Source organism: Marinobacter sp., from assembly GCF_041690455.1.
Classification (GTDB): domain Bacteria; phylum Pseudomonadota; class Gammaproteobacteria; order Pseudomonadales; family Oleiphilaceae; genus Marinobacter.
Map to the genome: position 1 here is coordinate 1 of NZ_JAWLHI010000034.1, position 23,688 is coordinate 23,688.

The following is a 23,688-nucleotide window of genomic DNA, read 5'->3' on the forward strand; positions in this document are numbered from 1 at the left end:
TTTTCCCAGCCGGGAAAATTGTCTGAGCGCAGCGAGTTGTTTTTACCGGCTGGGAAAATTCCCCGCCCTCCGGCCCGGCACAAATCATCAGGCCTTGCTAAATTAAAATCAGACTCCCATATATGTCCCCGAATCCCAAAAACCACCAGGATGTGTAAATGACCGACAGACCCAACACCCACAGCAAGATCTTTGGCTACCTCCTCTGGATCTTCGGATTCCTGGGCTCACACCGCTTCTACTACGGCAAACCCGTAACCGGAACCATCTGGTTCTTCACCCTCGGCCTGTTCTTCATCGGCTGGATCATCGACCTTTTCCTTATCCCCGCCATGGACCGGGAAGCCGATCTGCGCTTCCGCCAGGGCGAGATCAGCTACAACATCGCCTGGTTGCTGCTCACCTTCCTCGGCGTCTTCGGGGTGCATCGTATGTACATGGGTAAATGGCTGACCGGTCTTTTGTACCTGCTGACCGGCGGCCTGTTCATGATCGGCGTGCTCTACGACTTCTGGACCCTCAACGACCAGATCTCCGTACGTAACGAAGAGCGTCGCTTCGGCTGATCACAACCCGGCGGCGGCCTCCAGTTCGGCCAGACCCTCGTCCAGGAAATCCAGCATACGCTGGAGACTGGGCAGGGTGCGCCGGCAACCGATCAGCCCGAACTCCACCTGATCGTTGTAGCTGGTCAGCGTCATGTTAAGGGCCAGCCGATCCATGGCAATCGACACCGGATACATGCCTTCCATTTTCGCACCGTTCCAGTATCGGCTTTCCCGGGGGCCCGGAACGTTGGAAATCACCACATTGAACGTCTGCCAGTTCGGGGCCATACCGGTGAGCAGGTGGAACGCGGCCGGAGCCAGGGTCAGCGCCGTGTAGTTGATGATCTCCTCGGGCGACATGTGGGCGTAGCGCTCCTTGGCGTCCTGCATGCCCTGATGGATCTTGCGAAGCCGTTCGGCCGGGTCCGGCTCGTCGGTGTGCAGGTTGGCCAGGATCACGCCCACCTGGTTGCCGCCGGAGCTTTCGTCCCGGCGCAGGGACACCGGCACCATCGCAATCAGCGGCTTGGCCGGAAGCGCCTCCTGGTTCATCAGGTAGCCTCGCAATGCCGTGGCGCACATGGCAGTGACCACGTCGTTGACGGTGGTGCCGTAGGCCTGGCACACCGCCTTGATCCGCTTCAGGCAAAAGGACTGGGCCGCGAACCGGCGGGAACCGGTGATTCTCTGGTTCAGCACACTGCGGGGCGCGTGGAAAATGGAATGGTACGCCGGATCCTTGCGGGCCTCGTTGATGGTCCTCAGCAACTCCCTGGCCACCGTGGGTATCGTGCCCAGTTGCTTGCCGGATTCCCCCAGCAGATGTCCGACGCTGCGCCACAGCGACGCGCCCTCACCTGATTCTCCCCGGACCCTGGGTGGCAATGCCCAGATTGGCGGCATGCCTCTTTGTTCCGGGTCCTCGGAAAGGGTGCGGGTCACCATGCGCATGGCCGAGACACCGTCCACCAGGGAATGATGGACCTTGGTGTACAGGGCAAACTGTCGCTCCCCTAGCCCTTCGATCAGGTGCACTTCCCACATCGGCCGCTCCCGGTCCATCAGGTGTGAGTGCTCTGCCGAGATGAAGGTCAGAAGCTCCCGGATGCGACCGGGTGTGGGTAACGCCTCGAAGCGGAAATGGTGCTCCAGGTCCAGGTGTTCATCCTCAACCCACACCGGTTGACCCAGTCGGTAGCTCAGGCGCTGGTTGAACGGGGGCGTTACCAGGGTGTGCTCCCGGAGCTGGTCAGCCAGCCGGGCCACGTAGTCGTCTGGTGCGTCCTCCGGAAATGAGAACAGCTGCAGGCCGCCCACATGCATGGGTTGCTGGCGTTTCTCGAGCCAGAGGAACAATTGGTCGGTGGGACTCAGGGGTTTCACGGGGCGCATCCTTGTCGTTTTCTTTTCCGTGATCTTACCCCAGTCTTGCCGGACGGGAATTGACCTCTGGTAATGACTGGATGCGAAAACCGGCAATTGCCCGTGCTATTCAGTAAAAAAACCGGACTCCGCCTCCTGCAAAGGATTTGTGAGCCCGGTGCCAATGCCAACAACAATGATCTGATGGTCCGGCCGAATCCCTGGCCGGGACGTTCATCCCTGCAGAGAAGTTAGCGATCTTCGTGCCAACTCTATAATTCTATGAAAAACATAGAGGTGGAAGGACGGATCGGTTTTGTCACAGTAGGTGGTAGGGATTTTCGCCCCCTGGCGGGGCGGCGTGCACGGAATTGAGGCCCCGAGTCGGCTGCTACCCGGTCTTGCGTAACATGGACAGTGGTACCCGGTAACGGGTACCCCGGGCGGGGCCTGTGCCCCGCACCGTACAGGTTTTCCGGTTTACCCGGATGATCTCGCCGTGTTTTTGCCGAGTGCCCTCGCCGAAAGTAACGGTTTCTCCTACCTGCCATTGCTGTGCCCGATGACGGCTGTTTGGCAGCTCGAAGGTCGCAGCCGGAAGCTCGAGCCCTCGGGTACGGGCCTGTTCGGCAAGGAAGTTCCTGGTAGCCACCGCCCCTCCGCTCTCGTGCAACTGGTCAAGAATCTCGTAGAAGTGCCGGTTGTGGACCGAACCGTAGGAACGCTGGCCGGCACTGTACTGGAGCAGATGGGAAAACTCATGGCAGCAGGTGTGGGCGAGCAGGTTCAGGGTGCTCAGTTCGCCATCGAAATAACCCCGCCCCCGGATTTCGCGGGTCGACAGCCATCCCTCGGCAGTCTCTGGCTGCAGCTTGGCGGCGATCATGCGCAGCCCGTAGTTGATCAGGTGCTGCTTATTCCGGGGATCGTAGCGATGGTAGGTGGCCTGCCCGGACCCAACCCGGCAACGCAGGGCACCCCCGGTGGACTGTGAGCTCAGCCAGTCAGCAGCAGGCTGCCAGAGGATATCCCGGGTGGCCTCGCACATGAGGTGGCCGATCTGATGTAATGCAGTAGATGAGTCGCGCATGATGAACCTGTTATGCAGGAGGTCATCTTAACGGCGCCCGGCAGGTAGCACAAATGAAAACGGCCGGCCCTTGGGCCAGCCGTTTTCCGGGGATCGGACCGGTATATCAGGCCTCGATCGGCGAGCGCCAGTCATCGGCACCGGAGGTGCCGGCAACGGCGTGTTCCCAGGTTACCTTGCGGTAGGCCAGGGATACTTCCACCAGTTGGGTGAATTCGGCCTTGGCCGGATCCTGGCAGTGGGGCATGTTGCAGTCGATGTTGATGACTGTGGCATCCTCCAGGATGGTGGAGAAGAAATGCTCCTGCTTGCCTTCAACGGAAGTGCGGTACCACTTCAGTTCCACCTTGGGCAGCATCTCGCCGGAAGCGAGAGCGTTGTACATCAGGGGGGTGGCCTTGTTCAGGGCTGCTGTGAACCGGAACGGTTTGTGAACCCGCTGGCCGGACGGCTGACCGGACTGGGGGTCGGTCGGCACAGTGACCACGTGGCTGAATTCCTGAACCAGGACTTCATCTTCGTGGCCTTCCACGTAGATGTTACCGACAGAATCGGAGGTGAATGCACCGGCGGTGATGTTGCCCTGGGTCTGGCCTTCGATGCTGATATAGCACGGTGTTGGCATGGGTCTGCTCCTTGACTTGATGAATGATTGTCCCTGGGTGTTTCCCTGGACGCCTCTGTCATTAACAAGCCTCGTGCCAGTTTCTGAAATTCTTTTAAAACCAATGAGGTAAGTGTTTTATTCGGGATTCCTTACGGGCCGCAGGCAACACCGTGCCTGCATGGTGGGCCAGAGTTTGCCTAGGGGGCAGGAATTGGCCCGGGACAAGTCTTTACGTGAAAGACGTCAGCGCAGGCGGAACCGAACCGGCAGGGCATAGCTGAAGCTCTGCCCTTTCATCCGGTCCGGAACCTGGGGCAGGGGGGCGGCCTGCGCCAGCATGTTCATTGCGGCCTCGTCGAGCAGTTCATGCTCGGAAGAATCCCTGAGTTCATGGCGGATCAGGGTGCCGTCCCGCCGGAACTGGAACACGATCACCGGGGTGCCCTCCTGTCCCAGCCTTCGTGCCCGTCTCGGGTAGTCATAGAAGCGCGCCAGGTGACGGCTGAGCCGTGAGAGATAGTTGTCCAGATCCGAGGAAGATCCTGCGTCCTGCAGTGCCACCGGCTGTTGCTCACTGGTGTCATTTTCCGGTGATCCCGCATTCGTCGCTGCTACCTTGGTTGCCGGTTCTGGTTGGGGTTCCGGGTCCGGGACGGCCGGACTACGCTTCGTTTCAGGCTCAGGCTCAGGCTCAGGCTCAGGCTCAGGCTCAGCCTGCGGCTCAGGTTCCGGAGTCGGTTCCTGCGGGGAATCGGGCTTCCTCGGCTCCGGTGGCTGGCCCGCGAGGCTGATGCGAATGGCGGGCGCCGGGTCAATCGCCGCCTCGCCCAGGGGTTCAAGATTGAGTGGTTGTTGCGGAGCGGCCCATACCAGTACGGCTGCCGTCAGCAGCATGGCCAGGATCACCAGCCCGGTTTTCTGCAGGGGGCGGGAGAGGCTCATGAGCCGGGCTCCGTCAACAGCAGGATGTCGATGTAACCCCCACGTTCAAGGATTCGGAACAGCCGCTCCAGTTCGGCCATGGTCACGGATTTGGCTGCCGCCACTCGCAAGGGTTGCCCGGCCCCCGGTTCCGGCAGGCTGGCCAGCAGGGTCTGTTCATCGACGCTGCTGGCACCCACCAGCCAGCGGCCGCCGTCCGTGACTTTCAGGTCGGCGTCCGGCGTCTGTTCCTGGCCGCTGGCGGCAGCGCCCGGCAACTCGGGCAAGGGCCCATTGGCAAGCTGGCCCGCCACGATGAAGAACATCAGCAGCAGAAACACCAGGTTGATGAGTGGTAACAGGGCGTCCTCCACCCGTTCCAGCAGGGATTTGCCGGAGGTGGCCGGAGGCGGAACCAGGTTGGTCATGGTTGTTCCGGTTCTGTTCGTTGCCAGTGAGTGGTAATGCCCTGCCCGTCGAGCAGGCTCAGGGTTCGGGTGAAGCCCGAAAGCGGTGTTTGCCCTTCCGTGGCCAGGTTGACCTCGTTGATGCCGCGCTGCTTCAGCGCCGCTGCCAGTTGATCGGGTTGGTAGGTCCGGTCCTCCCAGCGCACATTTCCATCACTGATGACGGTCAGTGCCGGCAGGGGCTCGCCGGTCGCGCCGCTGTGGTTGCCGGTGTCGTTGGCCAGCTCCAGGGCGCCCACCGGCAACAGACGGCTGGTGAGCATGAAGAACACCAGCAGGATGAACACCACGTCGATCAACGGCGTAATGCGGATCGGGATGGGGCGACTGGGCCGGGGATCAACCAGTTGCATGGGCAAACCGCTGCCTGCCGGTGAATCCGTGGTTCTCAGGTTGTTCCCGTGACCAGTCGGATCCGGCCTCAGTGGCCGGCGAAAGCTCGCCCTCACCGCTCCGGGGGCTGTCTGCTACGTTGAGGATGCTGACCAGGGTACTGTTGATGGTCTTGTGAATCCCGCGCAGGCGGAATTCGATCCAGGCGGCCAGGGCGGCAAAGGGAATAGCCACCACCAGACCCGCAGCGGTGGTGGTCAGCGCCTCGTAGATGCCGCCGCTGAGTTGTGCGGCATTCGCCCGGCCTTCGGTGGCGGCCATGGCACTGAAGGCCTCCATCATCCCCATGACGGTGCCGAGAAGCCCCAGCAGGGGCGCCAGGGCGGCAATCACTTCAATGATTTTCAGGGGCGCTTCAAAAGGCTCAAGGGCGTGCTGTGCGTCCCGCGCGGCGGTTTCCCGGATCTGCTGGCCGTCGACACGCCTCTTCCAGGCTTCCATGGTGTCGGCCACCAGGTGGAACAGAGGGTTCATCCGGTCCCGGAATCGGGCCTGACTGCGGAGGTGCTCCGGGTCAACGGCGCCAGGGTTGGCCTGCCAGTGACGAAGAGTCTGTTTCAGGTGCCGGTTCAGCCTTGGGGCGTAGAGTGTGCCTGACAGCATCAGATAGAAAAATGTCACCACACCCAGCACCGCGAGGGTGAGCAACACCATCATGACCGGGCCACCCATATCAACCAGTTGTGCAATCGGACCCTGCAGGAAGGGAAAGTTGACTACATTGGCAGGATCGGACATCGGAATCCCCTCGGTTTCAAAGTTGGATCTAAATAATAACGATTATCAGTAAAATTTCAAACATGTTAAATCTTGTGGACTGGCCTGTGTTGGTCTTTTGCAGAGGTTTGTCCGCTCGCTAAACTGAGTGACTGAATTCTGTTCAACGGGAGGGGAGCCGATCGAACCCTCGATTCTCGTCTATGGAGTTACCCTGACGTGCTGATCCAACGGTGGTTCGGAAGCCTGGTGAACCGGGCGGTGGTCCTGGTGACCATCGTCGTTCTGGTGACCGCACTGATCGTGGCCGGCGCAGGCTCCCTGCTCAGCCGCGCCGAACTGGAGCAGCAGGCGCGTAACCAGGTCGCCACCATCGCCGAGCTGGTCGCGGTAGAGCTGGACGACAAGCTCGGTCGCAGGCTGAAGATCCTGACCGAGGTGGCCGACAGTCTCACCATGAGTGAAACCGCGCTGCTGGGACGTGCCCGCGTGTTGGTGCAGCAACAGGTTGCCCTGCATCACCAGTTCGATGGCGTTTACCTGATTGATCCGATGGGCGACGTGCTGTCGGAATATCCAGAAGCCTATGGCCAGACCGGACTGAACGTCAGTTCCCGGGACTATTTCAAGGATGTCTCTGGCAAGCTGACACCTGTGATCAGCGAGCCCTTCGTGTCCAACTATAAGGATAAGCCGGCGGTGATGATTGCGGCACCGATCTTCAACCACAAGGGTCGGTTTATTGGCATGCTCGGGGGCGCCATCCTGCTTGAAAGCGATAACTTTCTGGAGGAATTCGCCGGTTTGACCCTCGGGAAAACCGGCTATATCGAGCTGGTCAGCCGTCGTGGGATGGTCATCAGTCATGGCGGAACGGGTGAGATGATGATCCCGGTGGGCAAGAATCATCCATTCTTGAATGAGGCCTTGGAAGGTTTTGAAGGTACCGTTCAAAACCAGAGCAGTACCGGTCAGAACAGCATCATGTCCTTCCAGCAGATGGCCCAGGTGCCCTGGTTCGTGGTTGCAGTCTGGCCCGCCCGGGAGGCCTACGCGCCGATCACGCGGGTGGCGGATACCTTCATCTGGATTCTGCTGTCCGTCATCGCCGTCCTGGTACCACTGGCGCTCTGGCGGTTCCGTCGTCTGATGGCTCCCCTGCAGACCCTGAGCGAACAGATCCAGGAGCGTCATCGCGGTACCCGGAGAACCCCCGTAGATGTGGCCGGTGGCCGGGAAATCCGCCGTGTCGCCGAGGTCTTCAACACCGTGACAGAAACCCTGCACCTGGAGCAGCAGCGGGCAGAGAGCATCCTGGGTGTCCTGCAGGAAGGGGTCCTTATGCTTGGCGCCGACGGTATGATCCGCTTTGCCAACGGGGCGGCCTGCCGGTTCGTCGGAGCCGAGGACGACTGCCTGGGTCAGGATTTTTTCGACCTGGTGACCATCGAGGCGGATGGCAAGCCCTGGCATCGCACTGATTTTCTCCAGGGCGAGGACATCGACAGTCTGTATGTCATTCTGCGTAATCGCCGGGAGGTGGAGTTCGACATCGACCTGACCCTGCTTCACATCCGACAGGGTCTGCACAACGAGCAGCTTGTGTTTGTCCTCCGGGATGACACCGAGCGCCGTCGGGAGGAACAGCGACTATCGTGGGAGGCAACCCACGACAGCCTGACTCAGGTGCTGAATCGCCGTGCCTTTACCGCAACCCTGGTCAAACTGCTGGGTGAAGCTGCCCGGCACGATACACCTTCGGTGCTGATGCTGATCGACCTTGATCACTTCAAACCGGTTAACGACCAGGGTGGTCACCTGCTCGGCGACGACCTGCTCCGTCGGCTGGCGGATCTGCTCAAGGACTCCGTGCGCCACTCCGATACGGTCGCCCGGCTGGGCGGCGATGAGTTTGGTGTGATCCTGCCGTCCTGCGGACTCGGCCCGGCTGAACTCCTGGCGGAAAAGATCCGGGCCGGCGTCGAGGCGCTGCGTATTGAACACGATGGCCGCAGTTTCGGGGTGACGGCATCGATAGGCCTGACTGAACTCACGGCCAGGGACAGCGGCCCCCGTGAGGTGATGGCCCGGGCGGATGAGGGTTGTTATGTCGCCAAATCCCGGGGACGGAATGCTGTCGTGGTGGTGCCCGTGCCCCCGGATCCCGTTGATTAGAAAGGCGACAACCACCAGCCGGCGGTTATACCCGCCTGCCAGAGCAGGCGCAGGGCAAGGGCGGTGAGCATGACATTGAACACCAGGGTGAACCAGCGGTTACCCATGGACCTGAGCACGTGCAACCCGAGCCAGGTGCCGGCAAAGCCGAATGCCACCATGGCCAGGATGAACACCAGCCAGTCGGCAAAGACAAAACCGGCAAAGCCGAACACCAGGGCCTTGGGCAGATGCTGCAGGGTCATGGCCGTGGCGAAGGTGGCGACCGTGGCAAACCGCTCCCGATGGATCTGCTTGATGAAGGCGGCCACCAGGGGCCCGGTCGCACCCACGAACAGACTGATGAAACTGGTCAGTCCGGAGGCCAGGAAGACCCCCAAACGCCCGAAGGCCGCCCTGGGCAGGGCCGGGCCCCAGCACAGATAGAGCACAAACAGGGCAATGGCCAGTTGCCAGAGGTGTTCAGGCAGGTTCACCAGGAGCCAGGCCCCGATGCCGGCGCCGGCGATAACGCCCGGGGCGAAGGCGGCAATCACTTTCCAGTCGATGTGTTTCCAGGTTAGTACCATGCGACCGGCGTTGGAGCCCAACTGGATCATGCCGTGAACCGGGATGATGGCGGTTGGGGGCAGCCAGCTCGCCATCAGGACCAGCAACAGCAGGCCGCCACCGGCGCCCAGGCTGGCGGTTATCATCGAGGTCAGCGTTGAGCAAGCCAGCAGGAACAGGGCAACCCCCGGTGACAGTGCCTCCGGGACCAGGGTCAGTTCCATTGGCAGAAGTCCGTGTCCTTGAGTCGGGGGTTCCGGCACAGGGCTTCGGTGGCAAGTTGTACATCGGCGACATAATACAGTGACGCCAGGCCGAGCCGGTCCCGGCCCAGGTTGTGGAAGACCATGCCAAAGGCAATATCGCCGGCAGTGAAGCGCTCCTGGTGCTCGGCAAAATAGGCCGCAGGTCTGGCCAGGGTTTCGTCTTCAAGCAGTGCCTGCACCCGGGCGGCACCACCATGGTAGGCCTGGATCAGCAGCAGGGTGAACAGACGGTCCTGTTTCTCCTCTGGCAGGTGCCCGAATCTTGCGTCGAAGGCGGGGTGTAAATTTCGGGCATTCTGGTTGGTCAGGCGCAGGGCGCAGTCGATCTGTGCCAGCCGGTGCCAGTAGTTTTCAGGCTTGAGGCCGCAATCGGACAGCGCGCTTTGGGAGAGCTGCAGTATTCCCCGGGCATTCGCCGCCGAGTGCGCCCGGGCCTGGCCGCCGCTCTCAATCAACAGCTGACCGGCAAGGTACCGGGGCATGGCGGCTGGCAGGTCCAGCCGACCCTGTTGCTGACGGGTGCTGTAAACATAGAGCAGAGCGTCGTGCAGAGTGCCGGGCTGGTCATTACTGGCAAAGCTCAGGTCGTCCCAGCGGCCCCAGAGACGGTCTGCTGGCAGGGTGCCCAGGTAACGGGCGAGGGCTTCGGGCAAATTGACGTGTGGCTGGTCACAGGCGAGGGCAAAGGGGTAACCGGTCTGCCCCTCGCTGCCCGCCAGCCAGCTGTCCACCTCGCCCCGCTCATGGAGGGACTGGCGGGTGCTGTTCAGCTTCTGCTGGGTGCTGGCAGTGTCTGGGCCATCGGCAATCCAGCCCAGGAACCGGCCGCGCATGTCGAACAGGATGTGGCGTTCGGATTCGGAGCAGTAGGCATTTTCGGCCAGTACCCAGCTGCGGATGGTCTGTACGTTCTGGTAGACCCCCTGGCTGACCCAGTACGGTGAGTTTCGGATAACGCTGGTCCAGCCGTCGTTTTCACTTTCGTCCTGTGACGCAGCTCCGGTTGCAGAAAAGGCCTGCAGGACCAGGATGAAAAACAGAGCAGGCTGGCGTAAGCTTCCGATTTTCCGGTTCATATCAGTAATACCCGTCACCATTCAGATAACACAATAACAAACGGACGTGATCATGAAGCAATCCGAGTATCTGAAACTTGATGCCACGGCCCTTGCCGACCTGATCGGGCGAGGCGAGATCCGAGCCCGGGATGTCTGCGAAGCGGCTATTGACCGGGCAACCCGGGTCAATGGAACCCTGAATGCCATCTGTCATCCCCAGTTCTCCGAAGCCCTCGAACAGAAGTTTACCGAATCCGCCCCGTTCAGTGGCGTACCTTTTCTGCTCAAGGACCTGGCGCAGGAACAGGCCGGCCATCCATGCAGTTACGGCAGTCGTGGGCTGAAAAACAATATCGCGCCGGTGGATTCCGAGTTTACCCGACGCGCAGGTCAGGGTGGTCTGGTTTTTCTCGGGAGAACGACCACCCCGGAGTTCGGTCTGAAGGGGGTAACCGAATCGGAGCTCTGGGGCGCGAGTCGCAACCCCTGGAACCTTGATCTCACGCCGGGCGGTTCCAGCGGTGGCTCCGGTGCCGCCGTCGCTGCCGGAGTGGTACCGATGGCCGGCGCCAACGACGGCGGTGGTTCCATTCGTATCCCGGCTGCCTACAACGGGCTGTTCGGGCTCAAGCCATCGAGGGGCCGGATATCCAGTGGGCCGTTCCTGGGCGAGACCTGGACCGGGGCTTCCGTCGACCACGTGGTGACCCGCACCGTTCGCGACAGCGCGGCGATGCTCGATGTACTGGCCGGACCGGCCACGGGGGATCCGTTTGTCATTGCACCGCCACCGGCCCCCTACGCGGAGCTGATGCAGAAGGCCCTCGGCCGGCTGCGCATCGGTGTATTCACCGAGTCCCCCTACGATACCGAGGTTGCGCCCGAATGCATTGCCGCCGTGGAGGAAACCGCCCGCACCCTGGAGAGGATGGGCCATATTGTCGAGTACGCCCAGCCGGAATTCGATGGCATGGCATTGGCCCGATGTTACCTCGGACTGTATTTCGGCGAGGTGTCGGCGCTGATGGAACGGGCCCGGGATCAGTTCGGTGCCACGGACGATGACTTCGAGCTGGATACCCGGTTGATCGCCATGCTTGGCCGGACCATGCCCTTGCCGGAGTATGTCCGCCGTCGCCAGCAGTGGAACGAGTTCGCCCGGGCACTGGGGACCTTCTTCGAGAGTTATGATCTCTACCTGTGTCCGACCACGGGGCAGTTGCCGGCCCGCATAGGCGAACTTGAAACGCCGTCTCACCTGAAATTCGCGGCGAAACTGATGCTGGCCCTGAAGGCGGGCCGGTTGGTGCATCGCAGTGGCCAGGTGGATCAGATGGCCCTGGAGAGCCTCGCACGCACCCCCTTTACCCAGCTGGCCAACCTGACCGGTACGCCGGCCATGTCGGTGCCCCTGCACTGGACCCTGTCGGGGCTCCCCGTCGGTGTCCAGTTCGGGGCGGCTCACGGGGGTGAGGACGTGCTGTTTCAGCTGGCGGCGCAGCTCGAGGAGGCCACGCCGTGGTTCAGTCACTATGAACGCCTGGAAGATGCATTCTGAGGGGTTGTGATCCGGCTTCCGAAACTCCACGTTTATCTTTGTGTGTGGAACAGGCTATGCTGTGAGTCAGGAAGGCATCTTCTTCCTGACCCACCAGATGGCATCGAGGAGGCGAGCGTATTATGAACCAACCGATGGCAATCGACGAACTGGTATCAGTAGCACAGGCCGAGGCCATGGGGGAGCTTGACGCCCCGATGATGGCAATCGTCCTGTCCAGTGAGCAAAGCTACGACTTGCCCATTAACTCCCTTGAAAGCGATGCCGACAAGGCCCGTTGGGGACTGATTCTCCGTGCTGCGCGGGAGCACGTGGAAGCGGACGCCGTGGCGGTGCTCTACCCGGCCTGGACCACCATTCGCCAGAAAAAAACCGAAGAAGGCGAAGCAAACGACGCAGATGAAGCCGCCTCGGATGATGATTCCGGCGGACCCATCGACACCCTGTTCGTTCAGCTCCACACCCGGGATCATGTCTACTGGCGGGGCTTTGAGCAGATCCGGGATCCACGCCACCAGCGCATCATCGGCTTCCGCCGGATCAAGGCGCTGTCCACGGATTACCGGCGGGACGAAGCACCGTCGGTCACTGCCTGGCTGAATACGCTCTTTGAGCCGTTGCCGGCCGAGGGTGAGGAAACGGAAGTGGATCGTGAGCTGGCGGACCTCCTCGAGGAACCCGAAGTAAGCGCCGCACTTTATCCGCGCCAAATGCGCGCCCTGCATTGAAAGCCAACCATGCGGTAGCCGGTGACGGCTACCGCAAGCCATTTCAGATAGAGGCGGCCCGCTCGGCCGCCCATACCAGGCTTGTGCCCACCACGGCCAACAGCATGAACGGCACGATCGCCCGCTGGTAAAGTCGCCACCGCGAGAACAGGCACAGAACGGGGAAGCCCAGCACCAGTAGCCCCAGCTGACCCAGTTCGACCCCCAGGTTGAATCCCGCCAGCGCCACGGCCAAGTCCGACATACCGCTGGTCAGATTCCCCAGCACACTGGCGAAGCCGAAGCCGTGTATCAGGCCGAAGGCGAACGCCAGCTTCCAGGTTTTCCGGCCGAGCACGGGCCAGACCACGTTCACTGCCGCGACCGCAATGGACAGCGCGATGATCGTCTCGACCCAGGCGATGGGCAGGGTCACCAGCTTCAGGGCCGCCAGCGCCAGCGTGATGGAATGAGCGACGGTGAAGGCGGTGACGATCCCGGCCAATCGGACCATGCGGGATGTCATGGAGTCGTTCCCTGTGTCCTGGGCCATTAGGCTGACCGGCAGGACGAGAACCAGCAGGAACAGGATGTGATCGAGACCAATCAACAGATGGACCACCCCTTCCACGAGGAATGCTGTGAAGGTCTCCAGCGGGCGGGATGACCCGGAGGTCAGCGGCAACGTGTTGCGGTCCGGCGATAGCACCGCAAGCGTGGAGCCGGAATCGGAGGTGATCCGGACCAGCCCCCGGTGGAGGCTGTCCCGGTCGAATAGCAGCGAATACTGCAGTTGCTCGGGATCATCGCCATCCGGGCAAACGATCCGGTAGCGCGCTGCCGCATAGCGGCCGTCACTGTGCCGGCTCAGTCCCCAATCAAGGCCCTGAAGGCGGCAAACACCGGACTCTGCCGATAGCTCAAGCCCATTTTCCACCGTTCGGGTGATGGCCGGGCGCTGGCTGCGCACCTCGCGGCCAGTAATTTGCCGGTCCTGGTTTTGATCCAGCGGCACCAGTAAGGCAAGGTCACGCAGAGCGACATCGATCCGCAGCTCCCCGGCATCCGAGTCCAGGTAGATAAAACTGTCGCTGGCTTTGTGGGCCAGTGCGAGGCTGCTCTGGGTGAGGGATGTCAGGATCAGCAGCCACGGTGTCCAGAGCCTGAGCGCAATCATGAAGCTGCCTCCGGATAGCGGGCATCGGTCTGCCCATGCTGCTCCAGCCACTGGCGGAGCAACGCGAGCGTGTCCCGGTTTCCGGCGGCCTGCGCCGCCCGCAGCAGCAAGCGGGTATCCAGGGGCTCGCGCTGGGATTGCCAGTTGTTCCGGGCGTGTTCCAGCGCCTGTTCGGGGCGGGATTCCACGTCCAGCAGAAATCGTGCGTAATCGCGCTGATGCAGCAATGCCCCGCGCCAACGGGCCTCGTTGAAACGCTCTCGAAGTTGCCGGGTAAGGACATCCTGTTCCGGGTGATTGCTGCGGAGCATCGCGATGACGCGAATGACGGCCAGTGAGTCCACTTGCTCATGGCCCTCAGTGATCGCCAGTACCTCCTGATAATGTCTCTTCTGCAGGTGCCAGTCCGCGAGCAGGACCCGGGTATAGAGATCGGAGGGAGAGGCCGACAGCACATTACGCCAGTGATTCTCTGCCACGTCCCGGCCCAGTTGTGCTGCGATGTCTCCCAGGGTTCCCTCGGCCCAGAGTCGGGCGGTCGAGCGCTCTGTTTCGCCGTTCGCCAAGAGTGTTACGAGTGCCCGGTATGCGGCCTCCGGATCCCCGGTTCTGGCGGCAACCTGGGCGGAGCAGCTCTCGGCGATAAGCCCCGGGTATTCGAGTGCCAGCTGGCGGCATTGGTGATCAGCTTCGGCGTAGCGACCCCGGACCGTCTCCAGGTTGGCCAGCGTCAGCCGGGCCTGGATCCGGTGTTGGCGGTTCCGGCTTCGTTCCAGCACCACGGTGAGGTCCTCCCGTGCCTGCTCGAACCGGTGCAGGCTCTGGGAGAGCGTGGCCCGGAGTACCAGCAGCCGGTCATTGAGCGGTGATTCCGGCCACCGCTGGAACAGCCGCTCCGCATAACCGAGGTAACGTGGGTCGCCGGTGCTGCGGGCCTTGCCGATCAGGTTCTGAACGCGGTCGGCAAGGTCGGTTGACGTCGTCGGGAGCTGTTCGGGTACCGGCGGGGTGTCGGGCAGGGTCGCCAAGACAGTGTCGTCCACGAAATCGCTTTGGATTGGACTCGGCGCCGCCTGCAACGGGTCTCGAGACAACAACAGGCCGGCGAGACCGAGCCCAATCCAAAAAGCCCTGCCCCGGAGGGCAGGGAGGAAGGTGGCCGGACACGGGTCAAGCAATGTCCGGCTGCCTTTGGTGTTAACGGAAAAGATCGTCATAGGCCTGTGGGTTGTTCTTATCGTTGAAACTGAAGTCGATCGGGTTGACTGCCACAGTTGCCGTGACCTTGCCGGTCGAAGCGATCTGGGCTTTCACGAAGGTCGTAAAATCAACCGATGGATTCGGGCGTCCGTTGCTGGAGCCCCCGAAACAGCCGCTAAGAGCCGCTGCCAGTAACCCGGCGGTTGCCAATCGGAGCAGAATTCTCATGGCTTGCACCTCTTAATCGTTGGGTGAACCTGCAATCGGCGTTGCCAGGTACGGGAAGACTTCGTAGTCGGCTGGCAGGGTCGACGGGTCGGCTGCCAGCTGGACACCGTCGGTGTAAGCAAGGCCTCCATCCGGCGCGTCTGCAGCATCTGCGAGCACGCCCATGGCAACGCGAAGCGCTATGTCGACAGTGTCATCATAGGGCCGGCGGCCGTTCGGGAAGCCGGCATTATCCCCGCCGAGTACGCCCAGGTCGGATTGGGAGTCCAGTGGCGTCGGGTCAATGGCGGGAGTCAGGCGTAGCATTTCGGAAGCCGTCACGTCGACCGGCATATTGACGCCGGGGACACCGGTCAGGAAGGCAGTGACCAGGTCGTTTCTCGGGAAGTTGTTAGGCGCCTCGACCGGGAAGAGAACTTCGAGCAGTTCCGGCAAGGTCGGATGGGTCACATAGGTCAGGAACTGACCGTCGTCCTTGGGTTCGCTGGCATTGAAGCGATTCTTGTCTTTAAGACCGATCACCACCTCGTTCACCAGTGGCATGCCCAACCGGGAAACCTGGGTATAGGCGCCGCCTTCTACGGTCGCCCCCTTGCCATTGGCGGAAGGCGCAGGATTGAGCACGCGGGCCTGACGCACGCTGGCGGTGGTCCAAGCACCGATCACCGGCTGACCGTTGGAGTTCACGGCAGAGCCGGTCAGGCAGTCCGTCGGGACTTCCAGGGCAAAAGAGGTGACGTTCTTGTCGGCCAGATCACCAGGGCCCTCGCCATTGCGTGCTCCGAGCGGGTTGGTATTCACAAGATCAAAGATCTCGCCCAGATTGACCGCGAAAGCCTCTTTGCGCTGGCCGACGAAGACCCTGCCGTTGGTGTTACAGCCCGGAATGTCGACGCCGAACACGTGCTGGTTCGCATAGGCCGCATAGTCGGCGAACGACTTGGCACCGATGTTGTCCAGGGGCTTGGCGAAGGTATCGGTACCGGTGCTCACGTTGGTCGCTGTTTGTACCGTCCCGGTATTCCGGTCACCGGTTACAACCTTCACGCTATACTCCTGGCGGAGTTGAACGTTGGCGTTGTCGGTGGCGTCGCCGATGTTTTTCAGCGGGACCGAGACCATTTCAGTGGCACCTTCGGGCCCGACGGGTAGCTGAATGTCGTTGAGAACGTCCTGGAGTTCAAACCGGAACGTCAGATCTTCAACTGCGTCACCATCGTTATCCACGTGGATCTCGTAGATGGCATCCTCGTCCAGGTCGAAATAATTTGGACCGCCGTAGGCATCCTGCAGGGGCAGATAATTGGCAATAAGGGTCACAAATCCCTCACGGCCGGATTCGTAGCTGCGAAACATGTAAAAATCAGTACCATCGACTTTGGGCACTTCCGTAATGAAGGGCGCCTCGCGATGGCTTGAGGCGTGGCTGAGGCCGGCAGACAGCACAGCACTGGCGATAGCAATGGTGAGGCCGGACCGTTTTATTACGTTGTTCATCCCGTTCTCCTCGAATATGGGTTTTTGGGTATTGCACAGGGGGAAACGGGGCGGGTTTGCAGACAGATGCACCATGGAACAAAAAATACCGGTATAGCCTCGATACGCATCCCTGCAGACTGGGGCCGCGTATTACCCGAAGACAACGAGGATAATTAAGGGGTAGCTATGGCACAGACCGATGCCGATCAGGATCAGCTCATGCGGCTGCTAATGAAGGTTTCCCAGCAGGACCGCCGGGCATTCCAGGAGCTGTATGAACACATTGCCGCGCGCATGTTCGGGCTGTGTCTCCGGCTGGCCGGTCAACGGGAGCTGGCGGAGGAAGCGCTTCAGGACGCTTTCATCCAGATCTGGCACAGCGCCGGTGAGTACCACAGTGACCGGGGCGCGCCACTGAGCTGGATGATGACCATTGCCCGCTACCGCACCCTGGACCTCATCCGTGCCCGCAAGGCGCGACAAACCGTCAACGATGAGGACCTGAACGAACTGGACGACGGTCGTGAGGGGCCGCTGGAGTTCTCCCTGCGGGAGTCCGGTGCCGAGAAATTGACCGGTTGCCTCGATGAGCTGTCCGATGTTCAGCGTGACAGCATCCTCCTGTCCTATTACCGTGGCTTTACCCATGAGGAGTTGGCCCAGGCTTTGAGCTCCCCCATCGGTACCGTAAAGAGCTGGATACGGCGCGGGCTGATGGCTTTGAAAAGGTGCCTTGAACAATGAAAAAGACACCGGAACGCATTGAAGCACTGGCGGCGGAATACGTCCTCGGATCCCTGAGGGGAGCAGCTCGCCGCCGATTCGAGCAATGGATGATGGAATCGGCCCAGGTGCGCCGGGAAGTCTGGTTTTGGGAAGAAAAACTCGGTGCCCTGGCCGAGGATGTCCCGGAGAATCAGCCCCCCGCTTCCGTCTGGAAGAACATCGAGCGACGGCTGTGGGGCGCGCAGGAGCAGCCCGCGCAGGCCGAGGTTCGTGGTATTGGCCGCTGGTTCTGGCCCAGCTGGAGTGTACTGGCGACTGCCGCGGTGCTGGTTCTTGCGGTGGTCATGGTGCAGCAGCCCCGCCCAACCGGCGAGCAGCTCTCCGGCGCTATCGTACAGGCTAACCTGGAAGATCCGCTCTGGCTGGTCAGTGAATCCGGGGCCGAGAATCTGCTGAAGCTGCGTTCGGTCGCCGCCAGTGCTGCCGAGGCTGGCAAGGACTACGAGCTGTGGGTGGTTCCGGAAAACGGCCAGCCGCTCTCGCTCGGCGTCATTCCCGCCGGCGGAGTTCATCAGGTCCGTCTGACCGATGAGGCCCGTGAGGCGCTGTCCCGGAGCCGGACCCTGGCCATCAGTCTGGAGCCCAGAGGTGGTTCACCGACCGGTGCTCCGACCGGACCGATCCTGCACGTGACCAAGCTCTACTCACTGTAGGCTGGCATGAGCACCCTGGACCGTGGTTGTAAGGGCATTTACCCATGCCCTCGCCATGGTTCGTAATTCATTCCCATTCGGGTTTGGTCACTGATTGCGCTATAATCGGCGGCTTTTAACGCTGTACCCACAAGGCGCTGACTGTGATTGTATTTGACCAGGTACAGAAGTCCTATCAGGTGGGCGGCCGGGCGATCCCTGCGCTGCACCCCACCGATATGACCATTGAAACCGGCGAGGTGTTCGGCATCGTCGGTCACTCCGGGGCGGGCAAATCCACGCTGGTGCGTCTGATCAACCTGCTGGAGCCACCCACGGGTGGTCGCATCCTGATCGACGACGAGGACATAACCGGCTACAACCCGGCCCAGTTGCGGGCATTCCGCCGCAAGGTGGGCATGATCTTCCAGCACTTCAACCTGCTGTCCTCCAAGACCGTGGCGGACAACATCGCCTTCCCGATGAAACTCGCCGGTATCTATTCAAAAGCCGAGATCCGGGAACGGGTCGAGGAACTGTTGGCCCGGGTCAGCCTGACCGACCATGCCAACAAGTACCCGTCCCAGCTCTCGGGCGGCCAGAAGCAGCGGGTGGGTATTGCCCGTGCCCTCGCCTGCCGCCCGACCATCCTGCTGTGCGACGAAGCCACCAGCGCCCTGGATCCGCAGACCACCCAATCGGTCCTGAAATTGCTGGCGGACATCAACCAGGAGCTGGGCCTGACCATCGTGCTGATCACCCACGAGATGGATGTGGTACGCCGGGTTTGCGACCGGGTGGCGGTGATGGACGCCGGTCGCGTGGTGGAGATGGGACCGGTCAGCGAAGTGTTCCTGCACCCGCAGCATCCGACCACCCGGGATTTCGTATTCGAGAGCGAGAGCATCGATCACGAGGAACTGCAGGAGGATCTGCAGAAAGCCGATGGCCGCATCCTGCGCCTGACCTTCAAGGGTGAGTCCACCTACCAGCCGCTGCTGGGCGGCGTGGCCCGCAAGTCCGGCGTGGATTTCAGCATCCTGTCCGGCCGCATCGACCATATCAAGGACACTCCCTACGGACAGCTGACCCTGTCCCTGGTCGGTGGTGATCTGGATGTGGCCATGCAGGAATTCGACGCCGCCGACGTTCACGTGGAGGTGCTGCGCTAATGGAAGCCCTGTTGAGTAACGTCGACTGGAGCGAAATCGGCTGGGCCAGCTGGGATACCCTGGTGATGGTCGGCATGTCCCTGCTGTTCAGCGTGCTGATTGGCCTGCCCATCGGGGTGCTGCTGTTCCTGTTTGGAAAGCGCCAATTGCTGGAACAACCGGTGGCCTACGCCGTATTGTCATTTGTGGTAAACGTGCTGCGTTCGGTGCCGTTCATCATCCTGCTGATCGTGATGATCCCGTTCACCGTGATGCTGATCGGCACTTCGTTGGGTGTCGCCGGTGCCATTCCCCCGCTGGTGGCCGGGGGCGCGCCCTTCTTCGCCCGACTGGTGGAAACCTCCCTGCGGGAAGTGGACCGGGGCATTATTGAGGCCACCCAGGCCATGGGTGCCAACGTGCGCCAGATCATCTTCGGGGCTTTACTGCCCGAGGCCCTGCCGGGCATCATCGCCGGCATTACCGTTACCGCTATTACCCTGGTGTCCTATGCCGCCATGTCCGGTGTCATCGGCGGTGGTGGTCTCGGCGACCTGGCCATCCGCTTCGGTTATCAGCGATTCCAGACCGACGTAATGGTGATTACCGTTGCTTTGCTGGTCATTTTTGTTCAGGTGTTGCAGATGGTTGGCGACCGTCTGGTGCTCTATTTCAGCCGTAAATAGCCGTCAGAGTTTGGGGGGAGCCGCCGACGGGCGATGCTTCCCGAAAAACGCCCGTGAATACGTCCCTGTAGGGCTCGGTCGCGTCATCCCTGGCGCTCCACGTTTTCGGGAAGCATCGCCCGTCGGCGGCCCGAGCCAGCAGGATCATCTAACTTCAATGTCTCTTACACAGGAGAACAGGTTATGAATATCAAGAAAACACTGGCCGCGTTTGCCGCAGCCGCCACTTTTTCCGTTGCCGCTTCCGCCGAGGAGCTGTCCGTAGCCGCGACTCCTGTTCCCCACGCGGAAATCCTGGAGTTTGTGAAGCCGACCCTGGCTGAGCAAGGTGTGGAGCTGGATGTGAAAGTATTCACCGACTACATCCAGCCCAACATCCAGGTGGACCAGAAGCGGATGGACGCCAACTTCTTCCAGCACCAGCCGTACCTGGACGAGTTCAACGAAGGCCGTGGAACCAATCTGGTCACCGTCACCGGTGTTCACGTTGAGCCGTTTGGTGCCTACTCCAGCAAGATCGATTCCCTGGATGCGCTGGAAGACGGTGCCGTAGTAGCGATTCCGAACGACCCGACCAACGGTGGCCGCGCCCTGCTTCTGCTGCAGAAGGCCGGTCTGATCAAGCTGAAGGACGCGAGCAAGATCACCGCGACTCCGCGTGACATTGCCGAAAACCCGAAGGATCTGGAGTTCAAGGAGCTGGAAGCAGCCACCCTGCCGCGGATCCTGAACCAGGTGGACCTCGCCCTGATCAACACCAACTACGCGCTGGAAGCGGGCCTGAACCCGTCTGAAGACGCGCTGGTGATCGAAGGTTCCGAGTCTCCCTACGTGAACATCCTGGTGGCCCGCCCGGACAACAAGGACAGCGAAGCCATGCAGAAGCTGGCGGCGGCGCTGAAGTCCGAGGCCGTGAGGGAATTCATCATGGAGAAGTATGAGGGTGCCGTGGTTCCGGCATTCTGATCGAGGTGTAAAAATGGGGTCAGAAGAACGAGTTCTTCAGACCCCGTTGGCTTGATCCGGGCTCATAAAAAAAGGGGTCAGATGAAAGCTTTCATCTGACCCCATCTTGAGACCTTACTCCGGGGTCAGAAGAAGTTTTCTTCTGACCCCTTCTTCATTCCTCAGTCACCGCCCCAGTTGGTCTTGGGATCGGGGGTCATGCGCAGGTAGGACTTCACCGCCTTGTAGCCCTGTGGGAACCGTTCCTTGATCTCTTCCTCGTCCTGCAGTGACGGCACGATCACCACGTCACCGCCACGCTCCCAGTTGCCCGGGGTTGCGACCTTGTGCTCGTCGGTCAGCTGCAGGGAGTCGATGACCCGCAGTACCTCGTTGAAGTTACGACCGGTAGAGGCCGGGTAGGTAATGATCAGGCGCACCTTCTTGTTCGGGTCGATCACGAACAGGGAGCGCACGGTCAGGCTGCTGTCGGCATTGGGGTGAATCATGTCGTACAGCTCGGAAACCTTGCGGTCCTCGTCAGCGATGATCGGGAAGTTGACCGAGCAGCCCTGGGTTTCCTCGATGTCCTTCACCCATTCCTTGTGGGAGTCGACCGGGTCGACACTCAGGGCAATGGCCTTGACGTTACGCTTGGCGAACTGGTCCTTCAGCTTGGCGGTGAGGCCGAGCTCGGTGGTGCACACCGGGGTGAAGTCTGCCGGGTGCGAAAACAGCACGCCCCAGCTGTCGCCCAGCCAATCGTAGAATCGGATCTTGCCTTCCGTTGAATCCTGTTCGAAATCCGGTGCGGTATCTCCAAGACGCAAACTCATAGATTCTCTCCTCTGATGGTCGTTCCGGTTTCTTGAGTGTATACAACTATTCTGGTGCTGGATGAGGTGAATACAAGGGGCCAATGATCCATCTCATCCAAACACTTTTTTACATCGATATAACAGGAGCTTGAGACCCTGCGTATCAATCAACGCCCAGTGCTTTTTCCCGGGCGAAGTGCTCCCGGGTCAATTTGAACACCACCGGGCTGAGCAGTAACAGAGCCACCAGGTTGGGCAGCGCCATCATGGCGTTCAGGGTGTCGGCCACCAGCCAGACGAATCCCAGGTTCAGGGTGGCGCCTACCGGGATGGCGATAATCCAGGCAACCCGGTAAGGCACGATTGCCTTCACACCGAACAGGAATTCGATGCTGCGCTCGCCGTAGAACGACCAGCCCAGGATGGTGGTGAAGGCAAACACCGCCAGGGCAATAGCAACAATATAGTTGCCCACACCCGGAAGTGCATCGGCAAACGCCATGGAAGTGAGTTCCGCCCCGGAAACGCCGCTGGTCCAGACGCCGGAGGTGATGATTACCAGTCCGGTGATGGTGCAGATGATGATGGTGTCGATGAAGGTACCCAGCATCGCCACCATGCCCTGGTTGATCGGGTCACGGGTCTGCGCGGCGGCGTGGGCAATGGGCGCGGAACCCAGCCCGGCCTCGTTGGAGAAGACGCCACGGGCGACACCGAAGCGGATGGCGGTCCAGACCGCGGCACCGGCAAAGCCACCTTCGGCGGCAATCGGACTGAAGGCATGCTTGAACACCAGCGCGATGGCAGCGGGAATGTCCGCGGCGTTGATGGCGAGCACCACGATGCCCGCCAGCAGGTAGGAGATGGCCATAAAGGGAACCAGAGCGCTGGCCACATGGCCGATCCGGCGAATACCACCAATCAGCACCATCCCGACCAGCACCATGAGGATGACGCCGGTGGCCCAGTGGGGCAGGCCGAAGTTGGCCTCCATCACATCCGCCACCGAGTTGGCCTGTACCGTGTTGCCGATACCAAAGCCTGCGATGGCGGCGAAGATGGCGAACAACACACCCAGCCAGGTCCATTTGCTGCCCAGACCGTTGCGGATGTAATACATGGGGCCACCCACGTGGTTGCCGCGCTCATCCACCTCGCGGAAGCGTACCGCGAGTACCGCCTCGGAGTACTTCGTGGCCATACCCACCAGGGCTGTGAGCCACATCCAGAACAGGGCACCCGGTCCACCCAGGAAGACCGCGGTGGCCACGCCGGCAATGTTGCCGGTTCCAACGGTTGCCGAGAGCGCGGTCATCAGGGCCTGGAACGGCGGGATTTCACCTTCCGTTTCGGCACCGGTGGCCTTGCGCCCCTGCCACATAAGCTTGAAACCGGCCCCCAGCTTGAGGACCGGCATCAGTTTGAGGCCGATACTGAGAAACAGCCCCACCCCGAGGATCATGACCAGCATGGGAGGGCCCCACACCAGACCGTTGATCTGACCAATAAAGTTTTCAATGGCTGACATGGGGATCTCCCTGCGTTTGCCATGGATTGAGAAAGTGGATTTACCCTGTCTTGGGTATAACTGATTGAGTTTAGTCAGTTATTTTCAACTGTAAACCGTTTCCACCGAATCGGTTTTCCTTTTGTCCCCTGATTGCCTATGTTTAGGGATAGACGGTCTGGTTTGGCCTGCGATGAAAACGGAAGTGGAGGGATTTGCCCATGCGGTCACTGAAAGTATCCGATGTGATGTGGAACCACATTGAGCCGGTTCGCTGCGGCACACCCCTGACGAAGGTGGTCAAGACCCTGCTGACCAACCATGTCACCGGTCTGCCCGTGGTGGATGACCATCGGCGGGTACTGGGGTTCGTCTCCGAACAGGATTGCATTCATTCCCTGCTGGTGAGCAGCTATCACTGTGAGGGTGACCCGATCGTGGACGATGTCATGTTCCGTCAGCCCGTGACCATCTCACCGGAGATGGCGGTGGTGGATCTGGCCCAGAACCTTGGCGCCGGCAAGCCGAAAGTGTATCCGGTTGTCGACCACGGCAAACTGGTCGGCATTGTTACACGTACTGCTATCCTCGCCGAGCTGGCCCGAACCGGTTGTGGTCTTGAGTTGCCGAAATACGCCAGCGCGGACGAGGACTGAGTTCA

General features: G+C 61.0%; 25 protein-coding genes. 10 read left to right on the top strand and 15 right to left on the bottom strand.

Features of this window, described 5'->3' with window-relative positions; all coding sequences use genetic code 11:
- Positions 1–158 precede the first annotated feature (158 nt).
- Positions 159–566 (top strand): NINE protein, encoded by a 408-nt coding sequence (locus tag ACESMW_RS09955; protein WP_372986877.1) that lies wholly within the window; start codon positions 159–161, stop codon positions 564–566.
- Here the strand turns inward: ACESMW_RS09955 and ACESMW_RS09960 are convergent, their stop codons facing one another.
- The 7 genes from ACESMW_RS09960 to ACESMW_RS09990 form a co-directional block, all read right to left on the bottom strand.
- The gene (locus tag ACESMW_RS09960; protein WP_372986878.1) at positions 567–1,931 is read right to left on the bottom strand and encodes a WS/DGAT/MGAT family O-acyltransferase; all 1,365 of its coding nucleotides are present in this window, start codon (positions 1,929–1,931) and stop codon (positions 567–569) included.
- Positions 1,932–2,301: 370 nt separating this feature from the next.
- A complete protein-coding gene (locus ACESMW_RS09965; protein WP_372986879.1) occupies positions 2,302–3,000 on the bottom strand; it encodes a hypothetical protein in 699 nt (232 codons plus the stop codon).
- Positions 3,001–3,106: 106 nt separating this feature from the next.
- Complete coding sequence (locus ACESMW_RS09970) at positions 3,107–3,625, bottom strand: Hcp family type VI secretion system effector (protein ID WP_239038042.1); 519 nt, start codon at positions 3,623–3,625, stop codon at positions 3,107–3,109.
- A gap of 225 nt (positions 3,626–3,850) precedes the next feature.
- Positions 3,851–4,549, bottom strand: a complete 699-nt coding sequence (locus ACESMW_RS09975; RefSeq protein WP_372986880.1) for an energy transducer TonB — start codon at positions 4,547–4,549, stop codon at positions 3,851–3,853.
- Positions 4,546–4,956 (bottom strand): ExbD/TolR family protein, encoded by a 411-nt coding sequence (locus ACESMW_RS09980; RefSeq protein WP_372986881.1) that lies wholly within the window; start codon positions 4,954–4,956, stop codon positions 4,546–4,548. Before ACESMW_RS09980 ends, ACESMW_RS09975 begins: the two co-directional genes overlap by 4 nt.
- Positions 4,953–5,348 carry an ExbD/TolR family protein gene (locus tag ACESMW_RS09985; protein ID WP_372986882.1) on the bottom strand — a complete coding sequence of 132 codons (396 nt, stop codon included), beginning with the start codon at positions 5,346–5,348 and terminating at the stop codon, positions 4,953–4,955. Before ACESMW_RS09985 ends, ACESMW_RS09980 begins: the two co-directional genes overlap by 4 nt.
- Positions 5,335–6,126 carry a MotA/TolQ/ExbB proton channel family protein gene (locus ACESMW_RS09990; RefSeq protein WP_372986883.1) on the bottom strand — a complete coding sequence of 264 codons (792 nt, stop codon included), beginning with the start codon at positions 6,124–6,126 and terminating at the stop codon, positions 5,335–5,337. Before ACESMW_RS09990 ends, ACESMW_RS09985 begins: the two co-directional genes overlap by 14 nt.
- A gap of 198 nt (positions 6,127–6,324) precedes the next feature.
- On the opposite strand from ACESMW_RS09990, the gene ACESMW_RS09995 reads away from it, so the two are divergent.
- Positions 6,325–8,280, top strand: a complete 1,956-nt coding sequence (locus ACESMW_RS09995) for a diguanylate cyclase domain-containing protein (protein WP_372986884.1) — start codon at positions 6,325–6,327, stop codon at positions 8,278–8,280.
- Here ACESMW_RS09995 and ACESMW_RS10000 read toward each other — a convergent pair.
- The gene (locus ACESMW_RS10000; RefSeq protein WP_372986885.1) at positions 8,277–9,053 is read right to left on the bottom strand and encodes a sulfite exporter TauE/SafE family protein; all 777 of its coding nucleotides are present in this window, start codon (positions 9,051–9,053) and stop codon (positions 8,277–8,279) included. The two genes, ACESMW_RS09995 and ACESMW_RS10000, sit on opposite strands and share 4 nt — an antisense overlap.
- A complete protein-coding gene (locus tag ACESMW_RS10005; protein ID WP_372986886.1) occupies positions 9,044–10,171 on the bottom strand; it encodes a hypothetical protein in 1,128 nt (375 codons plus the stop codon). The genes ACESMW_RS10000 and ACESMW_RS10005 overlap by 10 nt, the downstream gene beginning before the upstream one ends.
- Before the next feature lie 52 nt (positions 10,172–10,223).
- Between ACESMW_RS10005 and ACESMW_RS10010 the strand changes: the two genes are divergently transcribed.
- Positions 10,224–11,711: an amidase gene (locus ACESMW_RS10010; RefSeq protein ID WP_372986887.1), complete on the top strand. Its 1,488-nt coding sequence runs from the start codon at positions 10,224–10,226 to the stop codon at positions 11,709–11,711.
- A 122-nt stretch (positions 11,712–11,833) separates the two neighbouring features.
- A complete protein-coding gene (locus tag ACESMW_RS10015; protein WP_372986888.1) occupies positions 11,834–12,439 on the top strand; it encodes a hypothetical protein in 606 nt (201 codons plus the stop codon).
- A gap of 43 nt (positions 12,440–12,482) precedes the next feature.
- Here ACESMW_RS10015 and ACESMW_RS10020 read toward each other — a convergent pair whose 3' ends face one another.
- The 4 genes from ACESMW_RS10020 to ACESMW_RS10035 form a co-directional block, all read right to left on the bottom strand.
- The gene (locus ACESMW_RS10020; RefSeq protein WP_372986889.1) at positions 12,483–13,595 is read right to left on the bottom strand and encodes a HupE/UreJ family protein; all 1,113 of its coding nucleotides are present in this window, start codon (positions 13,593–13,595) and stop codon (positions 12,483–12,485) included.
- Entirely contained in the window at positions 13,592–14,638 is a 1,047-nt protein-coding gene (locus tag ACESMW_RS10025; RefSeq protein WP_372986890.1) for a tetratricopeptide repeat protein, read from the bottom strand. Before ACESMW_RS10025 ends, ACESMW_RS10020 begins: the two co-directional genes overlap by 4 nt.
- A 154-nt stretch (positions 14,639–14,792) precedes the next feature.
- A complete protein-coding gene (locus tag ACESMW_RS10030) occupies positions 14,793–15,023 on the bottom strand; it encodes a hypothetical protein (protein WP_372986891.1) in 231 nt (76 codons plus the stop codon).
- Between the two features lie 12 nt (positions 15,024–15,035).
- Positions 15,036–16,520 (bottom strand): DUF4331 domain-containing protein, encoded by a 1,485-nt coding sequence (locus ACESMW_RS10035; RefSeq protein ID WP_372986892.1) that lies wholly within the window; start codon positions 16,518–16,520, stop codon positions 15,036–15,038.
- A 168-nt stretch (positions 16,521–16,688) separates the two neighbouring features.
- On the opposite strand from ACESMW_RS10035, the gene ACESMW_RS10040 reads away from it, so the two are divergent.
- The 5 genes from ACESMW_RS10040 (at position 16,689) to ACESMW_RS10060 (ending at position 20,723) form a co-directional block, all read left to right on the top strand.
- Positions 16,689–17,246, top strand: a complete 558-nt coding sequence (locus ACESMW_RS10040) for a sigma-70 family RNA polymerase sigma factor (protein ID WP_372986893.1) — start codon at positions 16,689–16,691, stop codon at positions 17,244–17,246.
- On the top strand, positions 17,243–17,941 hold the full coding sequence (locus tag ACESMW_RS10045) for an anti-sigma factor domain-containing protein (protein WP_372986894.1): 699 nt from the start codon (positions 17,243–17,245) through the stop codon (positions 17,939–17,941). Before ACESMW_RS10040 ends, ACESMW_RS10045 begins: the two co-directional genes overlap by 4 nt.
- Before the next feature lie 143 nt (positions 17,942–18,084).
- Positions 18,085–19,092 carry a methionine ABC transporter ATP-binding protein gene (locus ACESMW_RS10050; protein WP_372986895.1) on the top strand — a complete coding sequence of 336 codons (1,008 nt, stop codon included), beginning with the start codon at positions 18,085–18,087 and terminating at the stop codon, positions 19,090–19,092.
- Complete coding sequence (locus tag ACESMW_RS10055; protein ID WP_372986896.1) at positions 19,092–19,757, top strand: methionine ABC transporter permease; 666 nt, start codon at positions 19,092–19,094, stop codon at positions 19,755–19,757. The genes ACESMW_RS10050 and ACESMW_RS10055 overlap by 1 nt, the downstream gene beginning before the upstream one ends.
- Positions 19,758–19,940: 183 nt before the next feature.
- Positions 19,941–20,723 (top strand): MetQ/NlpA family ABC transporter substrate-binding protein, encoded by a 783-nt coding sequence (locus ACESMW_RS10060; protein WP_372986897.1) that lies wholly within the window; start codon positions 19,941–19,943, stop codon positions 20,721–20,723.
- 161 nt (positions 20,724–20,884) lie between these two features.
- On the opposite strand, the gene ACESMW_RS10065 is transcribed toward ACESMW_RS10060, so the two are convergent.
- Positions 20,885–21,538: a peroxiredoxin gene (locus ACESMW_RS10065; protein WP_113861925.1), complete on the bottom strand. Its 654-nt coding sequence runs from the start codon at positions 21,536–21,538 to the stop codon at positions 20,885–20,887.
- Between the two features lie 145 nt (positions 21,539–21,683).
- The gene (locus ACESMW_RS10070) at positions 21,684–23,048 is read right to left on the bottom strand and encodes an alanine/glycine:cation symporter family protein (protein ID WP_372986898.1); all 1,365 of its coding nucleotides are present in this window, start codon (positions 23,046–23,048) and stop codon (positions 21,684–21,686) included.
- A 200-nt stretch (positions 23,049–23,248) separates the two neighbouring features.
- Between ACESMW_RS10070 and ACESMW_RS10075 the strand changes: the two genes are divergently transcribed.
- The gene (locus ACESMW_RS10075; RefSeq protein WP_372986899.1) at positions 23,249–23,683 is read left to right on the top strand and encodes a CBS domain-containing protein; all 435 of its coding nucleotides are present in this window, start codon (positions 23,249–23,251) and stop codon (positions 23,681–23,683) included.
- Positions 23,684–23,688 lie beyond the last annotated feature (5 nt).

Excerpts from the sequence above, each read along its gene's own strand:
- ACESMW_RS10000 (WP_372986885.1), bottom strand. The coding sequence starts at position 9,053 with ATGGAACTGACCCTGGTCCCGGAGGCACTGTCACCGGGGGTTGCCCTG.
- ACESMW_RS09980 (WP_372986881.1), bottom strand. The coding sequence starts at position 4,956 with ATGACCAACCTGGTTCCGCCTCCGGCCACCTCCGGCAAATCCCTGCTG.
- ACESMW_RS10040 (WP_372986893.1), top strand. The coding sequence starts at position 16,689 with ATGGCACAGACCGATGCCGATCAGGATCAGCTCATGCGGCTGCTAATG.
- ACESMW_RS10045 (WP_372986894.1), top strand. The coding sequence starts at position 17,243 with ATGAAAAAGACACCGGAACGCATTGAAGCACTGGCGGCGGAATACGTC.
- ACESMW_RS09975 (WP_372986880.1), bottom strand. The coding sequence starts at position 4,549 with ATGAGCCTCTCCCGCCCCCTGCAGAAAACCGGGCTGGTGATCCTGGCC.
- ACESMW_RS09970 (WP_239038042.1), bottom strand. The coding sequence starts at position 3,625 with ATGCCAACACCGTGCTATATCAGCATCGAAGGCCAGACCCAGGGCAAC.
- ACESMW_RS10060 (WP_372986897.1), top strand. The coding sequence starts at position 19,941 with ATGAATATCAAGAAAACACTGGCCGCGTTTGCCGCAGCCGCCACTTTT.
- ACESMW_RS10005 (WP_372986886.1), bottom strand. The coding sequence starts at position 10,171 with ATGAACCGGAAAATCGGAAGCTTACGCCAGCCTGCTCTGTTTTTCATC.
- ACESMW_RS09985 (WP_372986882.1), bottom strand. The coding sequence starts at position 5,348 with ATGCAACTGGTTGATCCCCGGCCCAGTCGCCCCATCCCGATCCGCATT.
- ACESMW_RS10015 (WP_372986888.1), top strand. The coding sequence starts at position 11,834 with ATGAACCAACCGATGGCAATCGACGAACTGGTATCAGTAGCACAGGCC.
- ACESMW_RS09955 (WP_372986877.1), top strand. The coding sequence starts at position 159 with ATGACCGACAGACCCAACACCCACAGCAAGATCTTTGGCTACCTCCTC.
- ACESMW_RS10065 (WP_113861925.1), bottom strand. The coding sequence starts at position 21,538 with ATGAGTTTGCGTCTTGGAGATACCGCACCGGATTTCGAACAGGATTCA.
- ACESMW_RS10070 (WP_372986898.1), bottom strand. The coding sequence starts at position 23,048 with ATGTCAGCCATTGAAAACTTTATTGGTCAGATCAACGGTCTGGTGTGG.
- ACESMW_RS10010 (WP_372986887.1), top strand. The coding sequence starts at position 10,224 with ATGAAGCAATCCGAGTATCTGAAACTTGATGCCACGGCCCTTGCCGAC.
- ACESMW_RS10055 (WP_372986896.1), top strand. The coding sequence starts at position 19,092 with ATGGAAGCCCTGTTGAGTAACGTCGACTGGAGCGAAATCGGCTGGGCC.
- ACESMW_RS10030 (WP_372986891.1), bottom strand. The coding sequence starts at position 15,023 with ATGAGAATTCTGCTCCGATTGGCAACCGCCGGGTTACTGGCAGCGGCT.
- ACESMW_RS09990 (WP_372986883.1), bottom strand. The coding sequence starts at position 6,126 with ATGTCCGATCCTGCCAATGTAGTCAACTTTCCCTTCCTGCAGGGTCCG.
- ACESMW_RS10075 (WP_372986899.1), top strand. The coding sequence starts at position 23,249 with ATGCGGTCACTGAAAGTATCCGATGTGATGTGGAACCACATTGAGCCG.
- ACESMW_RS10020 (WP_372986889.1), bottom strand. The coding sequence starts at position 13,595 with ATGATTGCGCTCAGGCTCTGGACACCGTGGCTGCTGATCCTGACATCC.
- ACESMW_RS09965 (WP_372986879.1), bottom strand. The coding sequence starts at position 3,000 with ATGCGCGACTCATCTACTGCATTACATCAGATCGGCCACCTCATGTGC.
- ACESMW_RS10035 (WP_372986892.1), bottom strand. The coding sequence starts at position 16,520 with ATGAACAACGTAATAAAACGGTCCGGCCTCACCATTGCTATCGCCAGT.